Genomic DNA, 21,819 nt, shown 5'->3' on the forward strand with positions numbered 1-21,819 from the left:
AGTAAACCAGGCGGCGGCCCGTTACTCCAGCGGACGGGCAGGCTGCGGCGGAAAGCGCAGTTCGACCCGGGTGCCCCGCGGTTGCGCGTGGATGGTCAGGTTGCCGCCCAGGCGCTGAGCGCGTTCCGCCATAATGGTCAGGCCATAGTGGCCGGGGGGTTCGTCGGTGCTGTTCATGCCCACACCGTCGTCCGTAATCGTCAGTAAGTGCTCACCTTTTTCACTGTGCTGATACTCCACCCGGATGACCTCTGCGCTGGCGTGACGTATCGCGTTCAGCAGCGCCTCTCGGGCGATCTGCAATACATGCACCTGCTGCTGCGCTTCCAGACTCAGCAGCCCGGTCTGATAGTGAAACTGTATCTCTGCGCCACTCTTCTCCTGCAGCGAGGCGATCATCGCCTGCATCGCCGCGACCAGATCTGCCTGCTCAATGGTCAGGCGGAAGGTGGTCAGCAGTTCACGCAGCTGCCGGTAAGCATCAGCCAGCGCCCGATCGAAGTCGGCAATGATAGTGTGCGCTGCGCTATCCTCTTTATCGACGGTGCGGCGCAGCAGGGTCAGCTGAATGCGTAAAAAGGAGAGCGACTGCGCCAGCGAATCATGCAGTTCACGGGCGATGGTGGTGCGCTCTTCGATCAGCAGCATCTGCTGATACTGCTGCTGCGCCTGCCAGATCCAGATAGCGCGTCCGAGCATCGCCGCGAGGCTGCGCATCAGCTCATCCGGGGGAGAGGCCCCGGCTGTCTGCCAGCGCAGCTCGCCCATCGGCTGGTCGGCCTGCCGGACCGGCAGCCGCTGCCACTGCCCCCCGGCCTCTTCATCACCGGCGCAGAACTGAAACTGATCGCTGTCGAGCCGGATAGCCGTCAGTTTTTCACGCGTCAGCACGCGGCTCAGGACGGCTTCAAACAGGGCCGGATGCAGCGGGCTGGCCGTCAGCATCTGTGAGCTGTCATAGAGCAGGGAGAGGGTGCGGTTCGCCTGGGTTAAATCCTCGGTCTTTTCACGCACCGTACTTTCCAGCAGCTTATAGTGCGAGTGCAGGCGTGCCGCCATGCCGCTAAAGGCGTGAGACAGTACCCGCAGCTCATTCTGCTGTTCGACCTGCAGCGGCGGAAAAGCAAAATTGCCGCTCTCAACGTAGCGACTGGCGGTGACCAGCGCATTGAGAGGCCGTACCACCTGCAGGCGGGTAAAGCGAATCGTCATCAGCGCCAGTGCCACAATCGCAATCACCCCCACCAGGCTGCTGCCCGCCACCAGATGCATTTTCAGCTCGGTGTAACGCTGTAAGCCCAGCACAAAGCGGTCGATCTCGGCGACGTAAACCGGGATCTGATGTTGCCAGGTGACGGTATCGCCCTGCAGCAGCTGCTGTTGCAGGTCGGGCCAGGCGGCGCGCAGACGTTGATAGCGAGTACTGACTTCACGCGGAACCCAGGGGCGATCCAGCTTCTGAAACACCGGGGAGTCGAGCGTCTGCTGATAGAGCGCCAGATGCTGCGGCAGATTCTGCGGCTGACGGCTGGCATCCCAGGCCATGCGGTAACTCTGCATACGCAGTGAACCGGCCAGATTGATCGCCTCTGCGTCGCGCTGACTGCTGAGCAGCGTGACCAGGGCCAGACCTGTTGTGAGCAGCGACAGCAGGACAATGGCACTGAGCGCCTGCGCGATGCTTTGAGTTACGGAACGTTTAACAATCACATGAATGGCCCTGTGGTGAGTGCGGGATTATAAAAGAGCAATCCCCTGACGCAAATGATCCTGCTGCGGTTTATCGCACCCGTCGTGTCGGACCGAACAAAAAATGACCGCAACTGACAGTTCCCAGGATCGACGACGGTTCTGTGGTTAAAAAACAAACAGCTTTACACCGCACCGATGTTGCTTTTCATTGCAGCGCTAATAATTCTTCCAGTCACTGACTTACCCCCGATTACAGATTAAGGAGCATCCCATGAAAAAACTGAATGCTGTTCTGGCGGGCGCCTTACTGACTACCGCCTCATTTGCCACTTTCGCTGCTGCACCGGTCGATCAGGCCCAGGCGCAGAACCTGCAGAGCATTGGCAGCGTCTCGGTCTCCGGCGTGCGAGGCTCGCTGGATGATGCCAGCCGCCATCTGTCGCAAAAAGCGGAAGAGATGGGTGCCAGCCACTACCGTGTTATCGGCGTCGATAACCCAGGCGACTCCAGCCTGTGGAGCGGCACCGCAGAGATTTATCGCTAGCTATACCCTCCTGTTTCCATCCCTGTAGCTCTTACCGGCCTGAAAATGGCCGGTTTTTTTATTTTTGTGCATCATGACGGATTCTTACAAATCAGCCTGTGCATCCGCCCGGTATATTTTGCTTCGTTCCTGCATAACGGGTAGGATTCATCGCCGTAAATTCCCGCCTTGCCTGGCACTCACTCACAGGCAAGCGCACAGAGGAAAATACCCCATAACTCAGGGCATGACACCTGCATGGGGGAAGCGACGACTGATGGTCAGGACAAACAGGAAAGCTATGAAATCTAAAAAGAAAACCCCAGGCGAGTTGCGCGCTGCGAAACGACGCTGGCTCAATTCTCATGACGCGGGCTACCAGAAGGCTATGGGTAACCGGCACGTACAGATGATCGCAATCGGTGGTGCCATCGGCACCGGTTTGTTCCTGGGCGCAGGTGGCCGTTTGCAGGCTGCGGGCCCCGCCTTAGCCATCATCTATCTGGTGTGTGGCATTTTCTCCTTCTTTATTCTGCGTGCGCTGGGTGAGCTGGTGTTACACCGTCCCAGCAGCGGCAGCTTTGTCTCTTACGCCCGTGAGTTCCTCGGCGAGAAAGCCTCCTACGTGGCGGGCTGGATGTATTTCGTCAACTGGGCCATGACCGGTATCGTGGATATCACCGCCGTCGCGCTCTACATGCACTACTGGGGCGCGTTTGGTGATGTGCCGCAGTGGGTCTTCGCCCTGGGTGCGCTGGCGATTGTTGGCACCATGAACATGATCGGCGTGAAGTGGTTTGCCGAAATGGAGTTCTGGTTCGCGCTGGTGAAAGTGCTGGCCATCGTGGTCTTCCTCGTGGTGGGCGTGGTGTTCCTTGGCACCGGCAAACCGCTGGATGGCAACAGCACCGGCTTTCATCTGATTACCGACAACGGCGGCATCTTCCCGCACGGCTTACTGCCTGCGCTGGTGCTGATTCAGGGGGTAGTGTTCGCCTTTGCCTCGATCGAACTCGTCGGAACGGCGGCGGGCGAATGTAAAGATCCGCAGACCATGCTGCCGAAAGCCATTAACAGCGTGATCTGGCGTATCGGTCTGTTCTACGTAGGTTCGGTGGTCCTGCTGGTGCTGCTGCTGCCTTGGAACGCCTATCAGGCCGGTCAGAGTCCGTTCGTGACCTTCTTCTCAAAGCTGGGCGTACCTTACATCGGCAGCATCATGAACATCGTGGTGCTGAGCGCGGCGCTCTCCAGCCTGAACTCCGGACTCTATTCGACCGGACGTATTCTGCGTTCCATGTCGATGGGCGGTTCTGCACCGAAGTTCATGTCTAAGATGAACGGTCAGCAGGTGCCTTATGCCGGGATTCTGGTCACCATCGGCGTTTATGTCATTGGTGTAGTGCTTAACTACTACGTGCCGTCGCAGGTGTTTGAGATCGTCCTGAACGTCGCCTCACTGGGTATTATCTCCTCCTGGGCCTTTATCGTGGTCTGCCAGCTGCGTCTGCGTAAGGCGATCAAAGAGGGTAAGGCGGACGATGTGAGCTTCAAGCTGCCGGGCGCGCCGTTTACGTCCTGGCTGACCCTGCTGTTCCTGTTCAGCGTGCTGGTGCTGATGGCGTTCGACTACCCGAACGGCACCTATACCATCGCCTCTATTCCACTGATTGCCGTGGTGCTGGTGCTGGGATGGTTTGGCGTGCGTAAGCGCGTTAACGCTATCGCTGAAACCGAGCATGATCATCATGAAGAGGAGGCAAAGCCGACCCAGCTGGCGGATGAATCCTCCCGCTGATCGCCATTGCCGTCATCAGGCCAGCCTCCGGGCTGGCTTTTTTTTGGGCGCAAACCGGCGCCGCGAATTAGGATAGTTTTCCCGCCTCCTTGCCCCTATGATGAAAGGCTCCCTTTATGCGGTAGCGGAGTCTGCATGTCGTTTAAGATCAACATCATCAAAGATAAACTCCTGTCTGAAAACTGGTTTGTGCTGCGTAACTACACCTATGAGATAACCGACCGTCAGGGTGAGGTGATCCGCCACAAGCGTGAAGTCTACGACCGCGGCAACGGGGCGACCATCCTGCTCTATAACCGTGAAAAAAACAGTGTGGTGCTGACGCGCCAGTTTCGCATCGCCACCTACGTCAACGGTAACGACAGCGGCATGCTGATCGAAGCCTGCGCGGGGTTGCTGGATGATGACACGCCGGAAGATTGCATCCGCAAAGAGGCCATCGAAGAGACCGGCTACGCCGTGGGTGAGGTGGAAAAACTCTATAGCTGCTACATGTCACCGGGCGGCGTGACCGAGCTGATCCACTTTTTCGCGGCGGAATATCACGACGCGCTGCGTGACAATGCGGGCGGGGGCGTTGATGATGAGTCGATTGATGTACTGGAGCTGCGCTTCCCGGATGCGCTGGCGATGGTCGCCGATGGCCGCATTCGCGACGGTAAAACTATTATGCTGCTGCAGCATGCCCGTATCGCAGGCTGGCTGACACCATAATCGTGCCCTGAACGGCCCGCCGCGCGACAGCCCGGGATGCAATGCGGACACTGTCTCCAGGTTATGCACGCTTTTTAAGCAGTTAACTGCGCTTTTTGCACGGGTTCACAGAATGCGAACCCTGTCTGGCCCATTGATGCGCTATCCTCTCCACTCTGGGTTTTTGGGGATCGATTTTCTTAATGTCGTACTGGATGAAATCGCTGTGGCTGTCGACGTCTCTGTGGGTGACCTGTGTTCAGGCGGAACCGTTGCAAAAGTCATTCAACGACTGGCAAATCACCTGCAACAACGAAGCCTTCTGCGTGGCCCGCAACATCCCCGGCGATAAAGGGCTGGTGATGACGATTTCGCGCCATGCGGGCGTTAACGATCGCCCCTTACTCCGCATCGACTACGGCAGTGCCTATACCGGCGCGCTGCCTGGCGGCCCGCTGCAGGATAATCTGCTGCTCGACCAGCGGCGTCTTAAACCGGACCTCAAACACTGGACGGCAGAACCGCACCATCTCGCCACCAGCAATGCTATCGCCATTGATGAATTTCTTGATCTGGTGATGGAAGCCAAAACCCTGCAACTCACCTACGATGCCAGTGCCGCGATCTCCCTGCGCGGTATGAAAGCTGCACTGCTGCTGATGGATGACAGGCAGGGGCGGGTGAACAGCATGAGCGCGTGGATTAAACGTGGCGACCGCGCCAGCTGGGAGGTTCCGCCGCCGCCAGCATTGCCACAGCTGCCTCCCGCCGTGAGGCCGCCTGCGCCCCTGACGCGCGAAGAGACCAGCGGATTAATCGATTACGGCACCTGGCGCATCAATACCGACTCCTGCTCACTCGACCCGCTGCGGCGTGAGGTCAGCGTTGCGCCTCTCACCGATCAGCATGCGCTGTTGCTGGTCAGTTGTGAAATGGGGGCATATAACGTCATCGATCTGGCGTTTGAAGTGACGCGCAGCCCGCCCTACGTGGCCCGGGGCATCACGCTGACGCTGCCCTTTACCCCGCCGCGGGCGAGTGACCGCCAGCTTGAGCTGATTAACGCCGAGTATGATGCGGCCAGCGGCCAGCTTTATACATTTGGCAAGGGGCGGGGACTCGGTGACTGCGGCAGTGCCACACGCTGGCAGTTTGATGGCACCCGCTTTGTGCTGGCGGAATATGCGGAGGAGTCGACCTGCGATGCCTGGCACAGCAGTGATGACTGGCCAACCCTGTGGGTCAGCCAGTCAGACGGTGGCGTCCAGCAGCGTTAGCGGATGACCTGCACCATCATCGGAGAGCCGGTCTGGTTGCCGACCAGCTCAGCCAGCATGTTGTTTACGCCGTCGCTCATTGGCGTAAAGCGGGTCAGCGGCGAGCGCGTCACCACGACAAACACGCCCACGTTATGCTGCGGCACCATCGCCATATAGGTAATGAAACCCCCGCCACCGCCGGTTTTCTGAATAATCCCGGGACGACCATTCTTTGGTCCCATGTAGACCCAGCCCATCCCCAGCGCATCCGCTTTCCCTGGCACATCCATGCCTTCCACGCGGGTCAGCTGATCGCGGCGATAGATCAGCGTTTGCAGCCGATCGATCTGCGGGGTGCGATGGTTAACCGACGAGTTAAGGAACTGCTGCATCCAGCGGCCCATATCATCCGGCGTGGAGTAAACGCCGCCGCTGCCAATCGCCGCCAGGGTGTTGTTGCAGGGGCTGGCCCCTTTCTCAGCCACCATCAGGCGACCACACTGCTCAGGCGAAGGCGTAAAGGTGGTGTCTTTCATACCCAGCGGACGGGTGATCAACTGCTGAAACAGGGCCGGGTAGGGCGTGCCCGCCGCGCGCGACAGCGCATCGCCCAGCAGATCGTAACCCAGGTTGGAGTAGGCGGCACTGCTGCCCGGTGCGGCTTTGAGGTTCGCCCGTGACAGCCACGTCCAGCGTTCACTGCGCGTCGGCCAGACAAACACCGGCCGCTGCGCCTTGCCGCCAGGCTGTTCACGCGGCAGTCCGCTGGTATGGGTGGAGAGGTTGATCAGACGAATGGGCTGTCCGTTATAAGCAGGCACGCGGGTGCCCGGCGGCGCATATTTACTCAGCGGATCGTCGAGGCGAATCTGTCCGCGCTCCGCCAGCTTGACCATCACTTCACTGGTCATCAGCTTACTCAGCGAGGCGATACGAATCAGCGAATCTTTTTGTGGGCGCACATTGTTGCCTGGCCGGGTTTCACCAAAGCTGGCGAAGACCCGCTGATTGCCATCAATCGCGACCAGTGCCATACCGGTTGCACCGCTGCCATAAAAGATATGCTCCGCATAGCGGTCAACAATCTGAGAGGCGAGCAGCGGATCGGGCGCGACCTGCGCCATGCTTTTTAATGGAAGCAGTGAAACCATCAGGGCCAGTAAATAGGGTGTGCGCATGTTCAACGGAAATGGCTTCGCTATAGAGATCGGAGGAGATCTGCCTTCACGCATCGGACAGACGCGGGCAGCACATCGCGTTATTCCGGCAGAAGAGCAGCAGGAACAGGCGGGCAGCCAGGGCGCAGGCAGCATTAACTATGACGGCTCTATAGTAATCAGTTTGTGCGGGGCGTGAAGAGGGGAGACGAGATTTTTTTCTGTTTCGGGCTATGTGATGAAATGGCCCTTCCCGGTGTGCCGGGAAGGGCAAAAGCATTACACCGGCTTGAGTAATGCTTCAGCGTGACTGACGATATTCTCTACCGTGAAGCCAAACTCCGGGAACAGCTTGCCGGCTGGCGCTGATTCACCAAAGGTGGTCATACCGACAATCGCGCCTTCCAGACCCACATACTTGAACCAGTAGTCGGCGATTCCGGCTTCCACCGCCACGCGCGCCTTCACGCCGACAGGCAGAACGGATTCGCGGTAGGCAGCATCCTGCGCATCAAACAGGTCGGTTGAAGGCAGTGAAACCACCCGCACCTTGTGACCGCCTGAAGTGAGCTTATCGGCTGCACCCAGGGTGATCTCAATTTCTGAACCGGTGGCAATCAGGATCACTTCGGGGGTGCCGTCGCAATCTTTCAGCACATAGCCGCCGCGTTTGATGTTCTCGATCTGCTCCGGGGTACGTTCCGGCTGCAGCAGATTCTGACGGGAGAGGATCAGCGCAGTCGGGCCATGATGGCGTTCGATAGCCGCTTTCCACGCCACAGCCGTTTCCACCTGATCGCACGGACGCCATACGCTCATGTTGGGCGTCAGACGCAGGCTGGCGATCTGCTCAACCGGCTGGTGGGTCGGGCCATCTTCACCCAGACCGATGGAGTCATGGGTGTAGACCAGAATCTGTCGCGCCTTCATCAGCGCCGCCATGCGCGCTGCGTTACGCGCATATTCGACAAACATCAGGAAGGTAGCCGTGTAGGGGACGAAACCGCCATGGTGCGCGATACCGTTACCAATCGCCGTCATCCCGAACTCACGCACGCCGTAGTGAATGTAGTTACCGGCCGGATCTTCTTTAATCGATTTGGAGCCAGACCAGATTGTCAGGTTACTGGGCGCCAGGTCTGCAGAACCGCCGAGGAACTCCGGCAGTAATTTGCCGTAGGCTTCCAGCGAGTTTTGTGAGGCTTTGCGGCTGGCAATTTTCTGCGGGTTAGCCTGCAGCTCCTGAATGAAACGGGTGGCTTCGCTTTCCCACGTGGACGGCATCTCGCCATTCATACGGCGTTCATACTCTTTCGCCAGCTCAGGATGTGCCTCTTTATAGGCCGCAAATTTTGCATCCCAGGCTTTTTCCCGTTCCGCACCGGCGGCTTTGGCGTCCCACTGCTGGTAGATTTCAGTCGGGATCTCAAACGCCGGATAGTTCCAGCCGAGTTGCTTGCGGGTCAGGGCGACTTCTTCCTCACCCAGCGCTGCGCCGTGCGACTCCTCTTTACCGGCTTTGTTCGGGGAACCGAAACCGATAATGGTGCGGCAGATAATCAGCGAAGGCTTATCGGTAACGCTCTGCGCCTCTTTGATCGCCTCGCGAATGGCGTCCGCGTCATGGCCGTCGATGTCGCCGATGACGTGCCAGTTGTAAGACTCGAAGCGCTTATGGGTGTCGTCGGTAAACCAGCCTTCGGTTTCACCATCGATCGAGATACCGTTATGGTCATAGAAGCCGATCAGTTTGCCGAGACCCAGGGTGCCCGCCAGGGAGCAGACTTCGTGAGAAATCCCTTCCATCAGACAGCCATCGCCCATGAAGACATAGGTATGGTGGTCAACAATCTCATGATCCGGACGGTTAAACTGCGCGGCCAGCGTGCGCTCTGCAATCGCCAGACCAACGGCGTTCGCCAGACCCTGACCCAGCGGGCCGGTCGTCGTTTCTACGCCCGGCGTGTAGCCGATTTCCGGGTGGCCCGGCGTTTTGGAGTGCAGCTGACGGAAGTTTTTCAGCTCTTCAATCGGCAGGTCGTAGCCACTCAGGTGCAGCAGGCTGTAGAGCAGCATTGAGCCGTGGCCGTTGGAGAGGATAAAGCGGTCGCGATCAAGCCAGGCGGGATTGGTCGGATTGTGCTGAAGGAAGTCGCGCCACAACACTTCGGCGATATCGGCCATTCCCATGGGCGCACCGGGGTGGCCGGAATTTGCCTTCTGAACCGCATCCATGCTCAGTGCACGAATCGCGTTTGCCAACTCTCTGCGTGAGGACATAAAGTTCTCCCTTGTTATGCATCAGGGCGGGAAAGTCCCGCCCGACTAAAATGAGGACTACAGACGTGCGGCCAGTACATCTTCCAGCTTCTGCTGGTCAACAGCGAACTGGCGGATACCATCAGACAGTTTCTCAACCGCCATCGGATCCTGATTATGCTCCCAGCGGAACTCCGCCTCAGAGAGCGGTGATGGCTGATGGAAGCCTTCGGTAGACGGCTCCAGCTTGCGCTCCAGCGGCGCGTCGCTGTTCTGCAGCTCTTCCAGCAGGTTAGGGGAGAGCGTCAGGCGATCGCAGCCCGCCAGCGCCACAATCTGCTCCACTTTACGGAAGCTGGCACCCATGATGATGGTGCTGTAGCGGTGCTTTTTGTAGTAGTCGTAGATGCGACGCACGGATTTCACGCCCGGATCTTCATCTGCCACGTAGGGTTCCATCGGCTTGCGTGAGTTATACCAGTCGTAGATGCGACCCACGAACGGGGAGATCAGGAACACGCCCGCTTCCGCGCAGGCACGCGCCTGCGCGAAGGAGAAGAGCAGGGTCAGGTTGCAGTGGATACCATTCTTCTCCAGCTCTTCCGCAGCGCGGATACCTTCCCAGGTTGAAGCCAGCTTAATCAGTACGCGCGAGCGGTCGATACCCTGCTCTTCGTACATCCGAATCAGTTTTTCTGCTTTGGTCACACACATGCCACGATCGAAGGAGAGGCGCGCATCCACTTCGGTCGAAACACGGCCCGGTATGCTTTTCAGGATTTCCATACCGAGATTGATTGCCACTTTGTCGCTGGCGTTGATGATCTGGGTCTCTTTGCTGCCGCCCTGTTTTTTAGCATACTCAATCGCGTCATCCATCAGGTGTTTGTACCCTTCGAGACCGGATGCTTTCAGAATGAGAGAAGGGTTGGTGGTGGCGTCTTCCGGGTGGTAATGACGAATCGATTCGATATCGCCACTGTCCGCCACCACGGTGGTGAACTGTTTTAGGGCTTCTAGCTGGTTCATCTTTAAACTCCTTGAAAAGAAAAATGAAAGCGAACAGGGATCACCTCAGGCCTCGCAGCCGGTCTGTGGCATGTGCTGCTAGCGGGAACGCGAACCCATAACATTGCAACAGACACTTTCTGATGAAAATGCGGTTTCTCTGATTGTTGCGCTGCGAGGCGGTGCGAAGGAGCCGTCATGCGGTGTAACCCGAGGGGTGCGCCATATTCCACCCTTAAGCATAGCAGTCGGGGAAAATGACGCAGGCAACACTGTAGCAATCCGTGCCCTCTCCGCATCAAAGCGGCGTTACGACACTCACTCTCATCATACGCCGGGAGCAGATAACGGTGTGGTGAATCGGAAAGTAAAAACGGGGGACGGGAAAAGCGCTGCCACAGTGAAATGTGGCGGGGCAGGCTGAATGCTAAACAGGGGGGATGTCTGAGCCTCCCCGGGAGAGGCGTTTTAAAACAGGCCGCGATGAGAGTACAGGCGGCCCGAATCCCGCGCTGCGCTATTGCCGCTCAAAAAATTGCGCCAGCGTTATTTTGGGGTGGGGGTAGTAAAATTTATTATGCGTAAGCGGGATATACATTCCTTCGGGTTCACCCGGCATAAAATAGTTGCCCTGCCAGCGGTTCGGTTCACAAACCGGCCCGTCGTTATAGACGGTACCCAGCGGCGCATAAGTGACATCCCGACCGAAAATAGAATAGACGGCGGCATCGACAAAATTGAAAGATTCCGGAACGCCACGCAGATGGGTATCCTGAATCAGTAAGCTGTGCAGTTTATCTTTGATATAAAAGAGGCTGCCGAGGTCACGGATCACCTGTTCGAAATCGTGCGCGCCATCATGATGAATGATGACGTTTCCGCCTTCTTCTTTCATCAGCACATCCCTGACATACTCCGGAAGGGTGCCATGGTACATCCTGACCCGGCTTTCGACGGTCTCCGGATAGGCTCTTCTTGCGCGCTCTCTGGCGAACTGTAAATGGTCCGGGCTGATGTCGATCAAATCGAGTTCAATACCCAGATAGTGTGCACAGCCAGCCAGAACAGAGGTGCTGCCTCCCATAAAGACGCCCACTTCAACGATTCTGCTGACTTCACCCAGTGCCGACTTAATGGTATTAAAAATATCAAAGTAATATTTCCCGGAGCATTGATCTTCGTAGTGACCTTCAGTCGCCGTTCTCTTTGCGATGATGTCGTCGAAGATAATATTTCTGCCCAGCCAGGGAGAAAGGTCGGGTTTGAAACCACTGTATATTTCGATGTTAAGCCGTTCCGCTATCTCCGCAAAATTCAGTGTTTCAAGGTTTTTATCGGGGTCTGTGAATGAAGCCATCATTGGTGTCCTTATCCTGAATATGGCCTAGTGTATCAATGAAATTCAGGGCACTAATGAATGAGAAACAAACGGAACTGAACCCTTTTTATCGGTTATCAGGTCGGGTGGGAGCGGCAGGAAGATGAACGGTTTCAGGCGGTTGAGACAGCGTAATGAACCGCAATGCAGGCAGGCAGCCACGTTGCGGTCCGGGGGATTATGACGGCAGATTGAGCCAGTTCTTCACCGGCAGGAAGTCGCGATAGAGGGCCGCTTCAGGCGAGTCTGGTTCAGGCTGATAATCATATTCCCAGCGCACCAGCGGCGGCATCGACATCAGGATCGATTCCGTGCGGCCGCCGGTCTGCAGGCCAAACAGGGTGCCACGGTCCCACACCAGATTGAACTCCACATAACGCCCGCGGCGGTAGAGCTGGAACTGGCGCTCGCGATCGCCCCACGGATGATCTTTGCGGCGTGCCACAATCGGCCGGTAGGCATCAATAAAGCCGCGTCCCACCGCCTGCATAAAGCTGAAGCTCTGCTCAAAATCGGGCGTGTTGAGATCGTCAAAAAACAGGCCGCCAATGCCGCGCTGCTCATCGCGGTGTTTCAGATAGAAATAGTCGTCGCACCACTTTTTATATCGCGGATAAACGTCGTCGCCAAAAGGCTGACAGAGGTCGGCGGCAGTCTGATGCCAGTGCAGTGCATCTTCTTCGAAGCCGTAGAACGGCGTGAGATCAAACCCGCCGCCAAACCACCACACCGGATCGGCACCGGGTTTCTCCGCGATAAAAAAGCGCACGTTGGCGTGGCTGGTGGGCACATAGGGATTGTTCGGGTGGATCACCAGCGACACGCCCATCGCTTCAAAGCTGCGGCCCGCCAGTTCCGGACGGTGCGCCGTAGCCGAGGCCGGCATCTTATCGCCATGCACGTGCGAAAAGTTTACGCCCGCCTGTTCAAACACTGCACCGTTTCGCAGTACGCGGCTTTGACCGCCGCCGCCGCCAGGACGCTGCCAGCTATCTTCTGCGAACGCTGCGCCGCCATCTTCAGCCGCCAGCTGTTTACAAATCTCATCCTGCAGAGCGAGCAGGAATGCTTTTACGCGGGAAATATCAGCCATCTTTTCGCTTATCGTCGGTTTTAATTTAGGGCGATTATACGCAAAATCGGCCTGCTTGCATGAGTGCGGCTATCCAGGCAGGCATAAAGGCAAAGATTCCAGACCCCATGTTAAGGCTATGACGGGCGACGCAAGTGTGATCATCGAACCTTGCCCTTACAGTCCAGATTTTTTTAAGATGTAACATAGTAAAAAAATATGGACCGTTGAACCTAAAAGGAGAAAGGGAATGAACGCAACCATGCTGGCTCACTCGGTAATGTCTGGCGTTATATCGGTGCCAACGGATTTTTACCTGGGGCTGGAGCGCACTTTTCAGGATCTGAACCTCTCGGATGGAGGACGTCGCATTCAGCACCGGAATATGCAGGATGATATTCGCGTAGGGCGAGCGGTAAGTCATGTTTTCCGAAACAGAAATGAAATAATCAGAATTGCAAAAATCATCATTGATGACTCGCTTAAAAATCTGCCAGAACCCGCCTTAAAGAAAATTTATGACAAACTGATTGGCGGAGCCGCTTCGACGACCAGTCGTACAACGACACAACTTGCACTTTCTTCATGGCTGGGATCAAAAGTGGTCGGCGGCGTAATGTTATCTTTTATTTCCCGTATTGCCTTGCGAGGAGTGACCGGAGCCTTGACCGGCGGAATTGTGGCTCAGGGCGTAATTTCAAGAGCCTGTGAAGCTTCCCGTCGTTTACAGTTGCAAAACCCCCAGCTGTGGCAAAAGCTGCGGTTAAATGATTACGATATGCTCTATTTCATGTTTGAAGAACCCTTGCAGAATTTTATAAAAATGGGTGAAGCGCTGCGCAAAAATCCATCGGCCGCGGAGGAGTTTATTAATGCTATCGAAAACTATTAGGCTGATCCGGAAGCTGATAGCCGAGGTGTCAGGCGGACTTGTCCTTATGGCGATAGTGATTGGCATATTTCTGACCGCTACGCTGAATGAAGGGGCGATGCGTATTGTCGGGCCGCTGCTGGTGCTTGTTGCTGGTCTGGTGATTTATGGGCTGACTTATCTTATCGCGGATAAGTCTGACCGCCGATAACCCTCTGCCACGATTAACTTCCGGCAGAGAGGCAGCCAGAAGGCCGTCAATACGGCCTTACTTAAAACTTAATTCACAATGACCATTCCGCCGTTCGCTTCGCCTGAACGTTACGTCGGATGGAGCATTTCTCAGGTCCACATGCGTTTATTTAAGCTTCTGCACTGAGTCATTATTACTTTCCGCATCAGGCATTACGGCGATCAAACTCATCAAAATAGTTGACGATACCGCTGGCAATGGCGGCGGCAATTTTCTGACGAAATGCCGTGGTGCCCAGTAGCTGCTCTTCGTGCGGATTGGTAATAAAGGAAGTTTCAACCAGCACCGAAGGAATGGAGGGCGACTTCAGGACCGCGAAAGCAGCCTGTTCCGTGTGCTGGCTATGCAGATGATGAACCGGGCGAATCTGATCCAGCACATGTTTGCCCAGCGTCAGGCTGTTTTTGATGGTGTCGGTCTGAACCAGATCGAAAAGGATCTGCTGCAGATAGTGATCCTGCTGCTGCGCCTTCACGCCGCCCAGTTTGTCCGCATCGTTCTCACGCTGAGAGAGATAACGCGCCATTGAACTACTGGCACCGCGATTAGAGAGCGCAAATACCGAGGCGCCACTGGCATCGGGGCTGGTAAAGCCGTCGGCATGGATCGACATGAACAGATGCGCGCCATGCTGATGAGCAATCTCCACCCGCTGGTAGAGCGGAATAAAATGGTCGCTGTCGCGGGTCAGACGCACTTCGATGCGCGGATGGCTCTGCAGCTGCCGTTTCACGTTACCGGCAATCTCCAGCACGATGTGCTTCTCTTCTGAACCCTCCTCGCCGACCGCGCCGGAGTCGATGCCCCCGTGGCCGGGATCAATCATCACAATGCGCTTTCCGTTACTGGCTGGCGGAGCAGGGCGTGCATGGCGGCCTGTTCCTGTAAGCGCTGAAGGCTCTCTGGCCTGAACCGCGCGCGGCGATAAAACGGCCAGAGCCAGACCGGAAAGGAGTAACTGACGGCGATGAATCAAACGTTTAAGCAGGTGCATGTGCGGGTCCGGTAACAGAAATCCTGCCGGTGTTATAGCCTAAGGCTCTGTTGTGTGCGATCACATAACCATTTCAGGGCATTACTTTGTATTGCAGGCCGCGAACAGAAAATTTGCGCTTTTTTATTTGCCGCCGTTCAGCCGAGGGTTGCGTGCGGCAGAGAATGCGTGATAATCAGCAAATTGTGCTTAATTGCAGGTGAAGAAGATGGAAATCCGCGCCTTCCGCCAGGAAGATTTTGAAGAAGTGATCACCTTATGGGAACGTTGCGATTTGTTACGGCCCTGGAACGATCCGGAGCTGGATATCGAACGCAAAATGCATCACGACCCCGATCTCTTTCTGGTTGCTGAAGTCGGCGGCGTGGTCGTCGGCACCCTGATGGGGGGCTACGATGGTCATCGCGGTGCGGCCTATTATCTGGCGGTGCATCCTGACTATCAGGGACGCGGCTTTGCGAATGCGCTGATGAATCGTCTGGAGAAGAAGCTCATCGCTCGCGGCTGTCCGAAGCTGCATCTGATGATCCGTGAAGAGAACGATCAGGTGGTGGCCTTTTACGAGAAGCTCGATTATGAGCCGGTCGATGTGCTGCTGTTTGGCAAACGTCTGATCGAAGATCGTGAATACTAAACCGTCCCCTGACTATCAGCCGGACCACTATGACGCCAGAGGGCAGCTGCGGCTGCCGTTTCTTTTTTGGCTGATCCTGTTACTGCAGGCGCGCACCTGGCTACTGCTGGTGATGGCCGGGGCGTCACGGCAGCAGGGTAACGATCTGCTGGCGCTCTTCTATCCGGATCGCCAGGCGTTCTGGATCGGTCTTGCCCTGGGATTACCGGCGTTGTCAGGTCTGCTGCTGACCGGTTACCGGCTGCGGCTGCCGCGACTCTGGCAGCACTGGCGCAGCGTGCTGTCGCTGTCGTTTTTAGTGAATCTCATCTGGCAGGGGCTGCAGTTTGTGCAGGGTGATCTGCTCAGTTCGCCGCTGCCCCTGTTGCTGACGCTATTTGACCTGCTGGCTCTCATCTGGCTGCAGACTGACCGTCGCTGCCGCGACTGCTTTCTGCCTGAACATCATCTTAAATAAACTTTTTGGCGCTTTGCGACTCCAATCAGTTCCGCCTTCCGGCATCGTATTTACAGGAGTTCTCATGAAAGCTGTTCGTTCCACGCTACTGATCGCCGCCGTTGCACTGAGCGGCTGTGCCAGTTCGGGTTCCGGCACTGACAGCAGCCAGCAGGCCAGCTGGTGGAATCCGCTGACGTATCACTGGTCCTCGGCGCTGCCGTGGAACTGGTTCGGTTCATCGCTCACTGCGACGGAGCAGGGCGTAGGCGGACTGACCGCCTCGACGGCCATGAAAGAGGAGGCGATCAAAGCCGGCCTGAACGGGGATTACACCCTGCGTCAGGGCATGCGTGGCGAAAACGGTCAGGTGGTTGCGTTCTGGCAGGCGCTGGATGACGACAAGGTGAAGCTGGTGATTTACGGGCAGTCGCAGGTTGAACGCATTGAGGTGATGGACAGCAAGATTGCCAGCAGCGACGGCAGTAAAGTCGGCGATGCCTTCAGCAATAAGTTCACCAAAGCCTTCAGCAACTGCACCCTGGCCAGCGGAACGGATGCGCGAGACGTAGCATGCCGGGCCCCTGGCAGTCAGCATCTCACCTATCTCTACCATGGCGACTGGCATGGACCGGAAGGACTGATGCCTTCTGACGACACGCTGAAAACCTGGAAACTCAGCAAAATCGTCTGGCAGCGTTAACGTCATGCGCTGACGCGCCTTGTCACCCCCGCAGGCTGGTACTCGTCGGGGGTTATCCTCTCTGCGGCTTTTGCTGATTTCTGCATAAACTCTGCCGCTGTCTTATGCTTTTTTCGACTTTGAAATCATCAAACGATATATAAAACCGTTACTGGTTTTCCCTGAGTTATAAATAAACTGATGTTTCAGCGGGTGAGATCCGCATCAAATTTTTTCAGGGTGCCAAATGACATTACAAGCGATGAAAAAAGTCGTGAGCGGTATCGCGTTGTCGCTGAGCCTTGCTGGCGCAGCCAATGCCACTGAACTTCTTAACAGCTCTTACGATGTGTCCCGGGAGCTGTTTGTTGCCCTGAATGCCCCTTTTGTTAAACAGTGGGATGCCAGCCATCCTGCCGACCCGCTGACCATCAAAATGTCTCATGCCGGTTCATCTAAACAGGCGCTGGCTATCCTGCAGGGACTGCGCGCCGATGTTGTCACTTACAACCAGGTGACGGATGTGCAGGTCCTGCATGATAAAGGCAACCTGATTGCCGCAGACTGGAAAAGCCGTCTGCCGAATAACAGTTCACCGTTCTATTCCACCATGGCGTTTCTGGTGCGCAAAGGAAACCCAAAGCAAATTCATGACTGGTCAGATTTGACCCGTAACGATGTGAAGCTGATTTTCCCTAACCCGAAAACGTCCGGCAATGGTCGCTATACCTATCTGGCCGCCTGGGGGGCTGCTGATAAAGCGGACGGTAACGATCAGGCTAAAACCCGTGCCTTTATGACGCAGTTTCTGAAAAACGTTGAAGTTTTCGATACCGGGGGCCGTGGTGCGACCACGACCTTCGCTGAGCGTGGTCTGGGCGACGTGCTGATTAGCTTTGAGTCGGAAGTAAACAATATCCGCAACCAGTACGGCAAAGATGAGTATGAGGTGATCGTGCCGAAAACCAACATTCTGGCGGAGTTCCCGGTGGCGTGGGTAGATAAAAACGTTGCCGGTAACCACACCGCGGATGCGGCCAGCGCCTATCTCCACTACCTCTACACACCGGAAGCGCAGACGATTATTACGCACTACTACTATCGCGTGAACAATCCGCAGCTGATGGCAGAGCAGAAAGATCGCTTCCCGCAGACCAGCCTGTTCCGGGTTGAAGAGGCCTTTGGCGGCTGGGACAACGTGATGAAAACGCATTTCGCCAGCGGCGGTGAGCTGGATAAATTGTTAGCGGCGGGGCGTGGATAATGTTTGCAGCAAGTCATAAACGCGTGTTGCCCGGCTTTGGACTGAGCCTGGGCACCAGCCTGCTTTTTACCTGTCTGATTCTGCTGCTGCCCATCAGCGCCGTGATCATGCAGCTGTCACAGATGACCCTTCAGCAGTACTGGGATGTGGTGACCAACCCGCAGCTGGTTGCGGCCTACAAGGTTACGCTGCTCTCCGCCGGTGTCGCCTCGCTGTTTAATGCGGTGTTCGGCATGCTGATGGCGTGGATCCTGACCCGCTACCGCTTCCCGGGCCGCACGCTGCTGGATGGCCTGATGGATCTGCCGTTTGCGCTGCCGACCGCCGTCGCGGGCCTGACACTGGCCGGACTCTTTTCGGTCAACGGCTGGTATGGACAGTGGTTTGCCCATTTCGATATCAAAATCTCCTACACCTGGATCGGCATCGCCATCGCCATGGCCTTCACCAGCATCCCGTTTGTGGTGCGCACGGTACAGCCGGTGCTGGAGGAGTTAGGCCCGGAGTATGAAGAAGCCGCTGAAACGCTGGGTGCCACACCGTGGCAGAGCTTCCGTCGGGTTGTGTTACCGGAAGTCGCCCCGGCGCTGCTGGCGGGCACGGCGCTCTCCTTTACCCGCAGCCTGGGTGAGTTTGGTGCGGTGATCTTTATTGCCGGTAATATCGCCTGGAAAACGGAAGTGACCTCGCTGATGATTTTTGTCCGGTTGCAGGAGTTTGACTATCCGGCCGCCAGCGCCATCGCCTCGGTGATCCTGGCCGCCTCGCTTATCCTGTTATTTGCGATTAACACCTTACAGAGCCGCTTTGGCCGTCGACTGGGAGGTCACTAATGGCTGAGGTTTCACAACTGAATCATGCGGATCGCCAGCCGGTGAACTGGGGCAAATGGCTGCTGATTGGTATCGGCGCGCTGCTCTCGATTCTGCTGCTGCTGGTGCCGATGGTCTCCATCTTCTGGGAGGCGCTGAATCAGGGGCTGCTGGTCTCCCTGAGCAACCTGGCTGACCCCGATATGCTGCACGCCATCTGGCTGACGGTGATGGTGGCGCTGATCACCGTTCCGGTTAACCTGGTGTTCGGCACGCTGCTCGCCTGGCTGGTGACCCGCTTTACCTTTCCGGGGCGTCAGCTGCTGCTGACCCTGTTTGATATTCCGTTTGCCGTGTCGCCGGTGGTGGCCGGTCTGATGTATCTGCTGTTCTGGGGCGTCAACGGTCCGGCGGGCGGCTGGCTGGATGCGCATAACATCCAGATTATGTTCGCCTGGCCGGGCATGGTGCTGGCGACCGTGTTTGTGACCTGTCCGTTTGTGGTGCGCGAACTGGTGCCGGTGATGCTGAGCCAGGGCAGTCACGAAGATGAAGCGGCGGTGCTGCTGGGCGCTTCAGGCTGGCAGATGTTCCGTCGTGTGACATTGCCGAACATTCGCTGGGCGCTGCTGTATGGCATCGTGCTGACCAACGCCCGTGCGATTGGTGAATTTGGTGCGGTCTCGGTGGTATCGGGATCGATTCGCGGTGAGACCTATACGCTGCCGCTTCAGGTTGAATTATTGCATCAGGATTACAATACGGTCGGCGCCTTCACCGCTGCCGCGCTGCTGACCCTGATGGCCATTGTAACGTTGTTTCTGAAAAGTATTGTGCAGTGGCGTCTGGAGCAACAGCACAAGCACCTGCAACAGGAGGGAAATCATGAGCATTGAGATTAACAAGATCAACAAATCCTTTGGTCGCACCTCGGTGCTGAACGATATCTCCCTGGATATTGCCTCGGGTGAAATGGTGGCGCTGCTTGGCCCATCCGGCTCCGGTAAAACCACGCTGCTGCGCATTATTGCCGGGCTGGAGCATCAGAACAGCGGCCAGATCCGTTTTCATGGCAACGATGTGAGTCGTCTGCATGCGCGCGATCGTCAGGTTGGATTTGTTTTCCAGCACTATGCGCTGTTCCGCCATATGACGGTGTTCGACAACATCGCCTTTGGCCTGACGGTGCTGCCGCGTCGGGAACGTCCTTCTGCGGCCGAGATCAAACAGCGTGTTACCCGTCTGCTGGAGATGGTGCAGCTGGCCCATCTGGCGAACCGCTTCCCGGCTCAGCTGTCGGGCGGGCAGAAACAGCGTGTGGCGCTGGCGCGTGCGTTAGCGGTAGAACCGCAAATCCTGCTGCTGGATGAACCTTTTGGCGCGCTCGATGCGCAGGTGCGTAAAGAGCTGCGTCGCTGGCTGCGTCAGCTGCATGAAGAGCTGAAATTTACCAGCGTGTTTGTGACCCACGACCAGGAAGAGGCGATGGAAGTGGCAGACCGCGTGGTGGTGATGAGCCAGGGTAATATCGAGCAGGTCGGCACGCCAGATGACGTGTGGCGCGATCCGGCAACCCGCTTTGTGCTGGAGTTCCTGGGTGAAGTGAATCGCTTTGATGGTGAGATCCACGGGTCGCAGTTCCATGTCGGCGCGCATCACTGGCCGCTGGGGTATACCTCTGCACATCAGGGCCCGGTTGAGCTGTTCCTGCGTCCGTGGGAAATCGACGTGTCCCGCCACAGCAGCCTGGAAACCCCGCTACCGGTGCAGGTGCTGGAAGTGAGTCCGCGTGGACACTTCTGGCAGCTGGTGGTGCAGCCCGCTGGCTGGCAAAGCGAGCCGTTTTCGCTGGTATTTGAAGGTGAACAGACCGCCCCGATTCGTGGCGAACGCCTGTTTGTTGGCCTGCAGCAGGCGCGTCTCTATAAGGGGGATACCCCGCTGCGCGCTGTTGCCTTTGCCCAGAGCGCCTGATATTTTCTGATCAACACCGGGCGGGAGTGTGACTCCCGCCTTTTTTTTGCCTTCTGTTTGCATTAAGCCAGGAACCGTACCGTGACGACTCTCGAAAATACCATCGGCAATACCCCGCTGGTCAGGTTACAGCGCCTGACGCCCGCTAACGGCAGTGAGGTCTGGCTTAAGCTGGAAGGCAACAATCCGGCGGGTTCGGTCAAGGATCGTGCGGCCTGGTCGATGATCAATCAGGCGGAGCTGCGCGGAGATATCACGCCCGGCGATCAGCTGATCGAAGCCACCAGTGGCAACACCGGCATTGCGCTGGCGATGATCGCCGCGATGAAAGGCTACCGTATGCGCCTGCTGATGCCGGACAACATGAGTCAGGAGCGGCAGGATGCGATGCGTGCCTATGGCGCAGAGCTGATACTGGTGCCGCGCGAGCAGGGAATGGAAGGAGCGCGCGATCTGGCGCAGGCGATGGCGGCACGCGGCGAGGGCCGGGTGCTGGATCAGTTCAACAATCCCGATAATCCGCTGGGCCACTATCAGACCACCGGCCCGGAGCTGTGGCAGCAGTCGAATCAGCGTATGACCCATTTTGTCTCCAGTATGGGCACCACCGGCACGATCACCGGCGTGGGACGCTACCTGAAAGAGCACAACACCGGCGTGCAGGTCATTGGCTTACAGCCCAGCGAGGGCAGCAGCATTCCGGGCATCCGTCGCTGGCCGCTGGCCTATCTGCCGGGGATCTACCGTCCCAATCTGGTGGATGACGTCATCGATATGACGCAGAAGGAAGCGGAGGAGACCATGCGGGCGCTGGCACGCCGTGAGGGCATCTTCTGTGGCGTCAGTTCAGGCGGCGCGGTGGCGGGTGCACTGCGCATCGCCGAGGCAAATCCGGGAAGCGTGGTGGTGGCGATCGCCTGCGATCGCGGCGATCGTTATCTCTCGACCGGTCTCTATCACCCGTAACCGCTGCGGATGCGAAACCTGGCCTGTGAAGCGTCTGCTGCCCACAGGCCTTTTTTTTGCCCGGTTTACTGTGCCAGCGAGTGTGAATCTGTAA

22 protein-coding genes are annotated in these 21,819 nt (G+C 57.0%); 15 read left to right on the forward strand and 7 right to left on the reverse strand.

Annotated elements, in window-relative coordinates:
• Nucleotides 1-21: 21 nt before the first annotated feature.
• Nucleotides 22-1,710: a nitrate/nitrite two-component system sensor histidine kinase NarQ gene (narQ, locus tag OXR04_RS19700; RefSeq protein ID WP_009088812.1), complete on the reverse strand. Its 1,689-nt coding sequence runs from the start codon at nt 1,708-1,710 to the stop codon at nt 22-24.
• Nucleotides 1,711-1,963: 253 nt separating this feature from the next.
• Here narQ and OXR04_RS19705 point away from each other — a divergent pair, with 253 nt between their 5' ends.
• The 4 genes from OXR04_RS19705 (at nt 1,964) to OXR04_RS19720 (ending at nt 5,983) form a co-directional block, all read left to right on the forward strand.
• A complete protein-coding gene (locus OXR04_RS19705; protein WP_009088813.1) occupies nt 1,964-2,236 on the forward strand; it encodes a YdgH/BhsA/McbA-like domain containing protein in 273 nt (90 codons plus the stop codon).
• 280 nt (nt 2,237-2,516) lie between these two features.
• Nucleotides 2,517-4,013, forward strand: a complete 1,497-nt coding sequence (ansP, locus tag OXR04_RS19710; RefSeq protein WP_009088814.1) for an L-asparagine permease — start codon at nt 2,517-2,519, stop codon at nt 4,011-4,013.
• Between the two features lie 135 nt (nt 4,014-4,148).
• Nucleotides 4,149-4,727 (forward strand): GDP-mannose pyrophosphatase NudK, encoded by a 579-nt coding sequence (nudK, locus tag OXR04_RS19715; RefSeq protein ID WP_046102349.1) that lies wholly within the window; start codon nt 4,149-4,151, stop codon nt 4,725-4,727.
• A 182-nt stretch (nt 4,728-4,909) separates the two neighbouring features.
• Entirely contained in the window at nt 4,910-5,983 is a 1,074-nt protein-coding gene (locus OXR04_RS19720) for a DUF1176 domain-containing protein (RefSeq protein ID WP_033736150.1), read from the forward strand.
• Here the strand turns inward: OXR04_RS19720 and ampH are convergent.
• Nucleotides 5,980-7,143: a D-alanyl-D-alanine-carboxypeptidase/endopeptidase AmpH gene (gene ampH, locus OXR04_RS19725; RefSeq protein ID WP_046102347.1), complete on the reverse strand. Its 1,164-nt coding sequence runs from the start codon at nt 7,141-7,143 to the stop codon at nt 5,980-5,982. The genes OXR04_RS19720 and ampH overlap by 4 nt on opposite strands.
• Here ampH and OXR04_RS19730 point away from each other — a divergent pair.
• The gene (locus tag OXR04_RS19730; protein ID WP_033736151.1) at nt 7,142-7,321 is read left to right on the forward strand and encodes a hypothetical protein; all 180 of its coding nucleotides are present in this window, start codon (nt 7,142-7,144) and stop codon (nt 7,319-7,321) included. The genes ampH and OXR04_RS19730 overlap by 2 nt on opposite strands.
• Before the next feature lie 80 nt (nt 7,322-7,401).
• Here the strand turns inward: OXR04_RS19730 and tkt are convergent, their stop codons facing one another.
• The 4 genes from tkt to hemF form a co-directional block, all read right to left on the reverse strand.
• Nucleotides 7,402-9,402, reverse strand: a complete 2,001-nt coding sequence (tkt, locus tag OXR04_RS19735; RefSeq protein WP_267372631.1) for a transketolase — start codon at nt 9,400-9,402, stop codon at nt 7,402-7,404.
• A 57-nt stretch (nt 9,403-9,459) separates the two neighbouring features.
• The gene (tal, locus tag OXR04_RS19740; protein WP_009088826.1) at nt 9,460-10,410 is read right to left on the reverse strand and encodes a transaldolase; all 951 of its coding nucleotides are present in this window, start codon (nt 10,408-10,410) and stop codon (nt 9,460-9,462) included.
• Nucleotides 10,411-10,906: 496 nt separating this feature from the next.
• The gene (locus OXR04_RS19745; RefSeq protein ID WP_267395151.1) at nt 10,907-11,746 is read right to left on the reverse strand and encodes a class I SAM-dependent methyltransferase; all 840 of its coding nucleotides are present in this window, start codon (nt 11,744-11,746) and stop codon (nt 10,907-10,909) included.
• 199 nt (nt 11,747-11,945) lie between these two features.
• Entirely contained in the window at nt 11,946-12,860 is a 915-nt protein-coding gene (gene hemF, locus OXR04_RS19750) for an oxygen-dependent coproporphyrinogen oxidase (RefSeq protein ID WP_267372633.1), read from the reverse strand.
• A gap of 229 nt (nt 12,861-13,089) precedes the next feature.
• On the opposite strand from hemF, the gene OXR04_RS19755 reads away from it, so the two are divergent.
• Entirely contained in the window at nt 13,090-13,731 is a 642-nt protein-coding gene (locus OXR04_RS19755; RefSeq protein WP_267372634.1) for a hypothetical protein, read from the forward strand.
• A 46-nt stretch (nt 13,732-13,777) separates the two neighbouring features.
• On the forward strand, nt 13,778-13,921 hold the full coding sequence (locus tag OXR04_RS19760; protein ID WP_237712306.1) for a hypothetical protein: 144 nt from the start codon (nt 13,778-13,780) through the stop codon (nt 13,919-13,921).
• Nucleotides 13,922-14,108: 187 nt separating this feature from the next.
• Here the strand turns inward: OXR04_RS19760 and amiA are convergent, their stop codons facing one another.
• Nucleotides 14,109-14,957: an N-acetylmuramoyl-L-alanine amidase AmiA gene (gene amiA, locus OXR04_RS19765; RefSeq protein WP_009088831.1), complete on the reverse strand. Its 849-nt coding sequence runs from the start codon at nt 14,955-14,957 to the stop codon at nt 14,109-14,111.
• A gap of 208 nt (nt 14,958-15,165) precedes the next feature.
• Here amiA and OXR04_RS19770 point away from each other — a divergent pair, with 208 nt between their 5' ends.
• The 8 genes from OXR04_RS19770 to cysM all read left to right on the forward strand — a co-directional run bounded on the left by OXR04_RS19770 (nt 15,166) and on the right by cysM (nt 21,725).
• On the forward strand, nt 15,166-15,591 hold the full coding sequence (locus OXR04_RS19770; RefSeq protein ID WP_140029692.1) for a GNAT family acetyltransferase: 426 nt from the start codon (nt 15,166-15,168) through the stop codon (nt 15,589-15,591).
• Complete coding sequence (locus tag OXR04_RS19775) at nt 15,581-16,048, forward strand: DUF2919 domain-containing protein (RefSeq protein ID WP_267372635.1); 468 nt, start codon at nt 15,581-15,583, stop codon at nt 16,046-16,048. The genes OXR04_RS19770 and OXR04_RS19775 overlap by 11 nt, the downstream gene beginning before the upstream one ends.
• Before the next feature lie 64 nt (nt 16,049-16,112).
• Nucleotides 16,113-16,730 (forward strand): RpoE-regulated lipoprotein, encoded by a 618-nt coding sequence (locus OXR04_RS19780; protein WP_267372636.1) that lies wholly within the window; start codon nt 16,113-16,115, stop codon nt 16,728-16,730.
• 226 nt (nt 16,731-16,956) lie between these two features.
• The gene (locus OXR04_RS19785; RefSeq protein WP_111207810.1) at nt 16,957-17,973 is read left to right on the forward strand and encodes a sulfate ABC transporter substrate-binding protein; all 1,017 of its coding nucleotides are present in this window, start codon (nt 16,957-16,959) and stop codon (nt 17,971-17,973) included.
• Nucleotides 17,973-18,806, forward strand: a complete 834-nt coding sequence (cysT, locus tag OXR04_RS19790; RefSeq protein ID WP_009088836.1) for a sulfate/thiosulfate ABC transporter permease CysT — start codon at nt 17,973-17,975, stop codon at nt 18,804-18,806. The genes OXR04_RS19785 and cysT overlap by 1 nt, the downstream gene beginning before the upstream one ends.
• A complete protein-coding gene (cysW, locus tag OXR04_RS19795) occupies nt 18,806-19,681 on the forward strand; it encodes a sulfate/thiosulfate ABC transporter permease CysW (RefSeq protein ID WP_267372637.1) in 876 nt (291 codons plus the stop codon). The genes cysT and cysW overlap by 1 nt, the downstream gene beginning before the upstream one ends.
• Complete coding sequence (gene cysA, locus OXR04_RS19800; protein ID WP_140029689.1) at nt 19,671-20,759, forward strand: sulfate/thiosulfate ABC transporter ATP-binding protein CysA; 1,089 nt, start codon at nt 19,671-19,673, stop codon at nt 20,757-20,759. The genes cysW and cysA overlap by 11 nt, the downstream gene beginning before the upstream one ends.
• A gap of 81 nt (nt 20,760-20,840) precedes the next feature.
• Nucleotides 20,841-21,725 carry a cysteine synthase CysM gene (cysM, locus tag OXR04_RS19805; protein WP_046102338.1) on the forward strand — a complete coding sequence of 295 codons (885 nt, stop codon included), beginning with the start codon at nt 20,841-20,843 and terminating at the stop codon, nt 21,723-21,725.
• Nucleotides 21,726-21,819: the final 94 nt, after the last annotated feature.

It is taken from the genome of Pantoea sp. GM_Pan_3 (assembly GCF_026541045.1).
Lineage (GTDB): Bacteria > Pseudomonadota > Gammaproteobacteria > Enterobacterales > Enterobacteriaceae > Pantoea > Pantoea anthophila.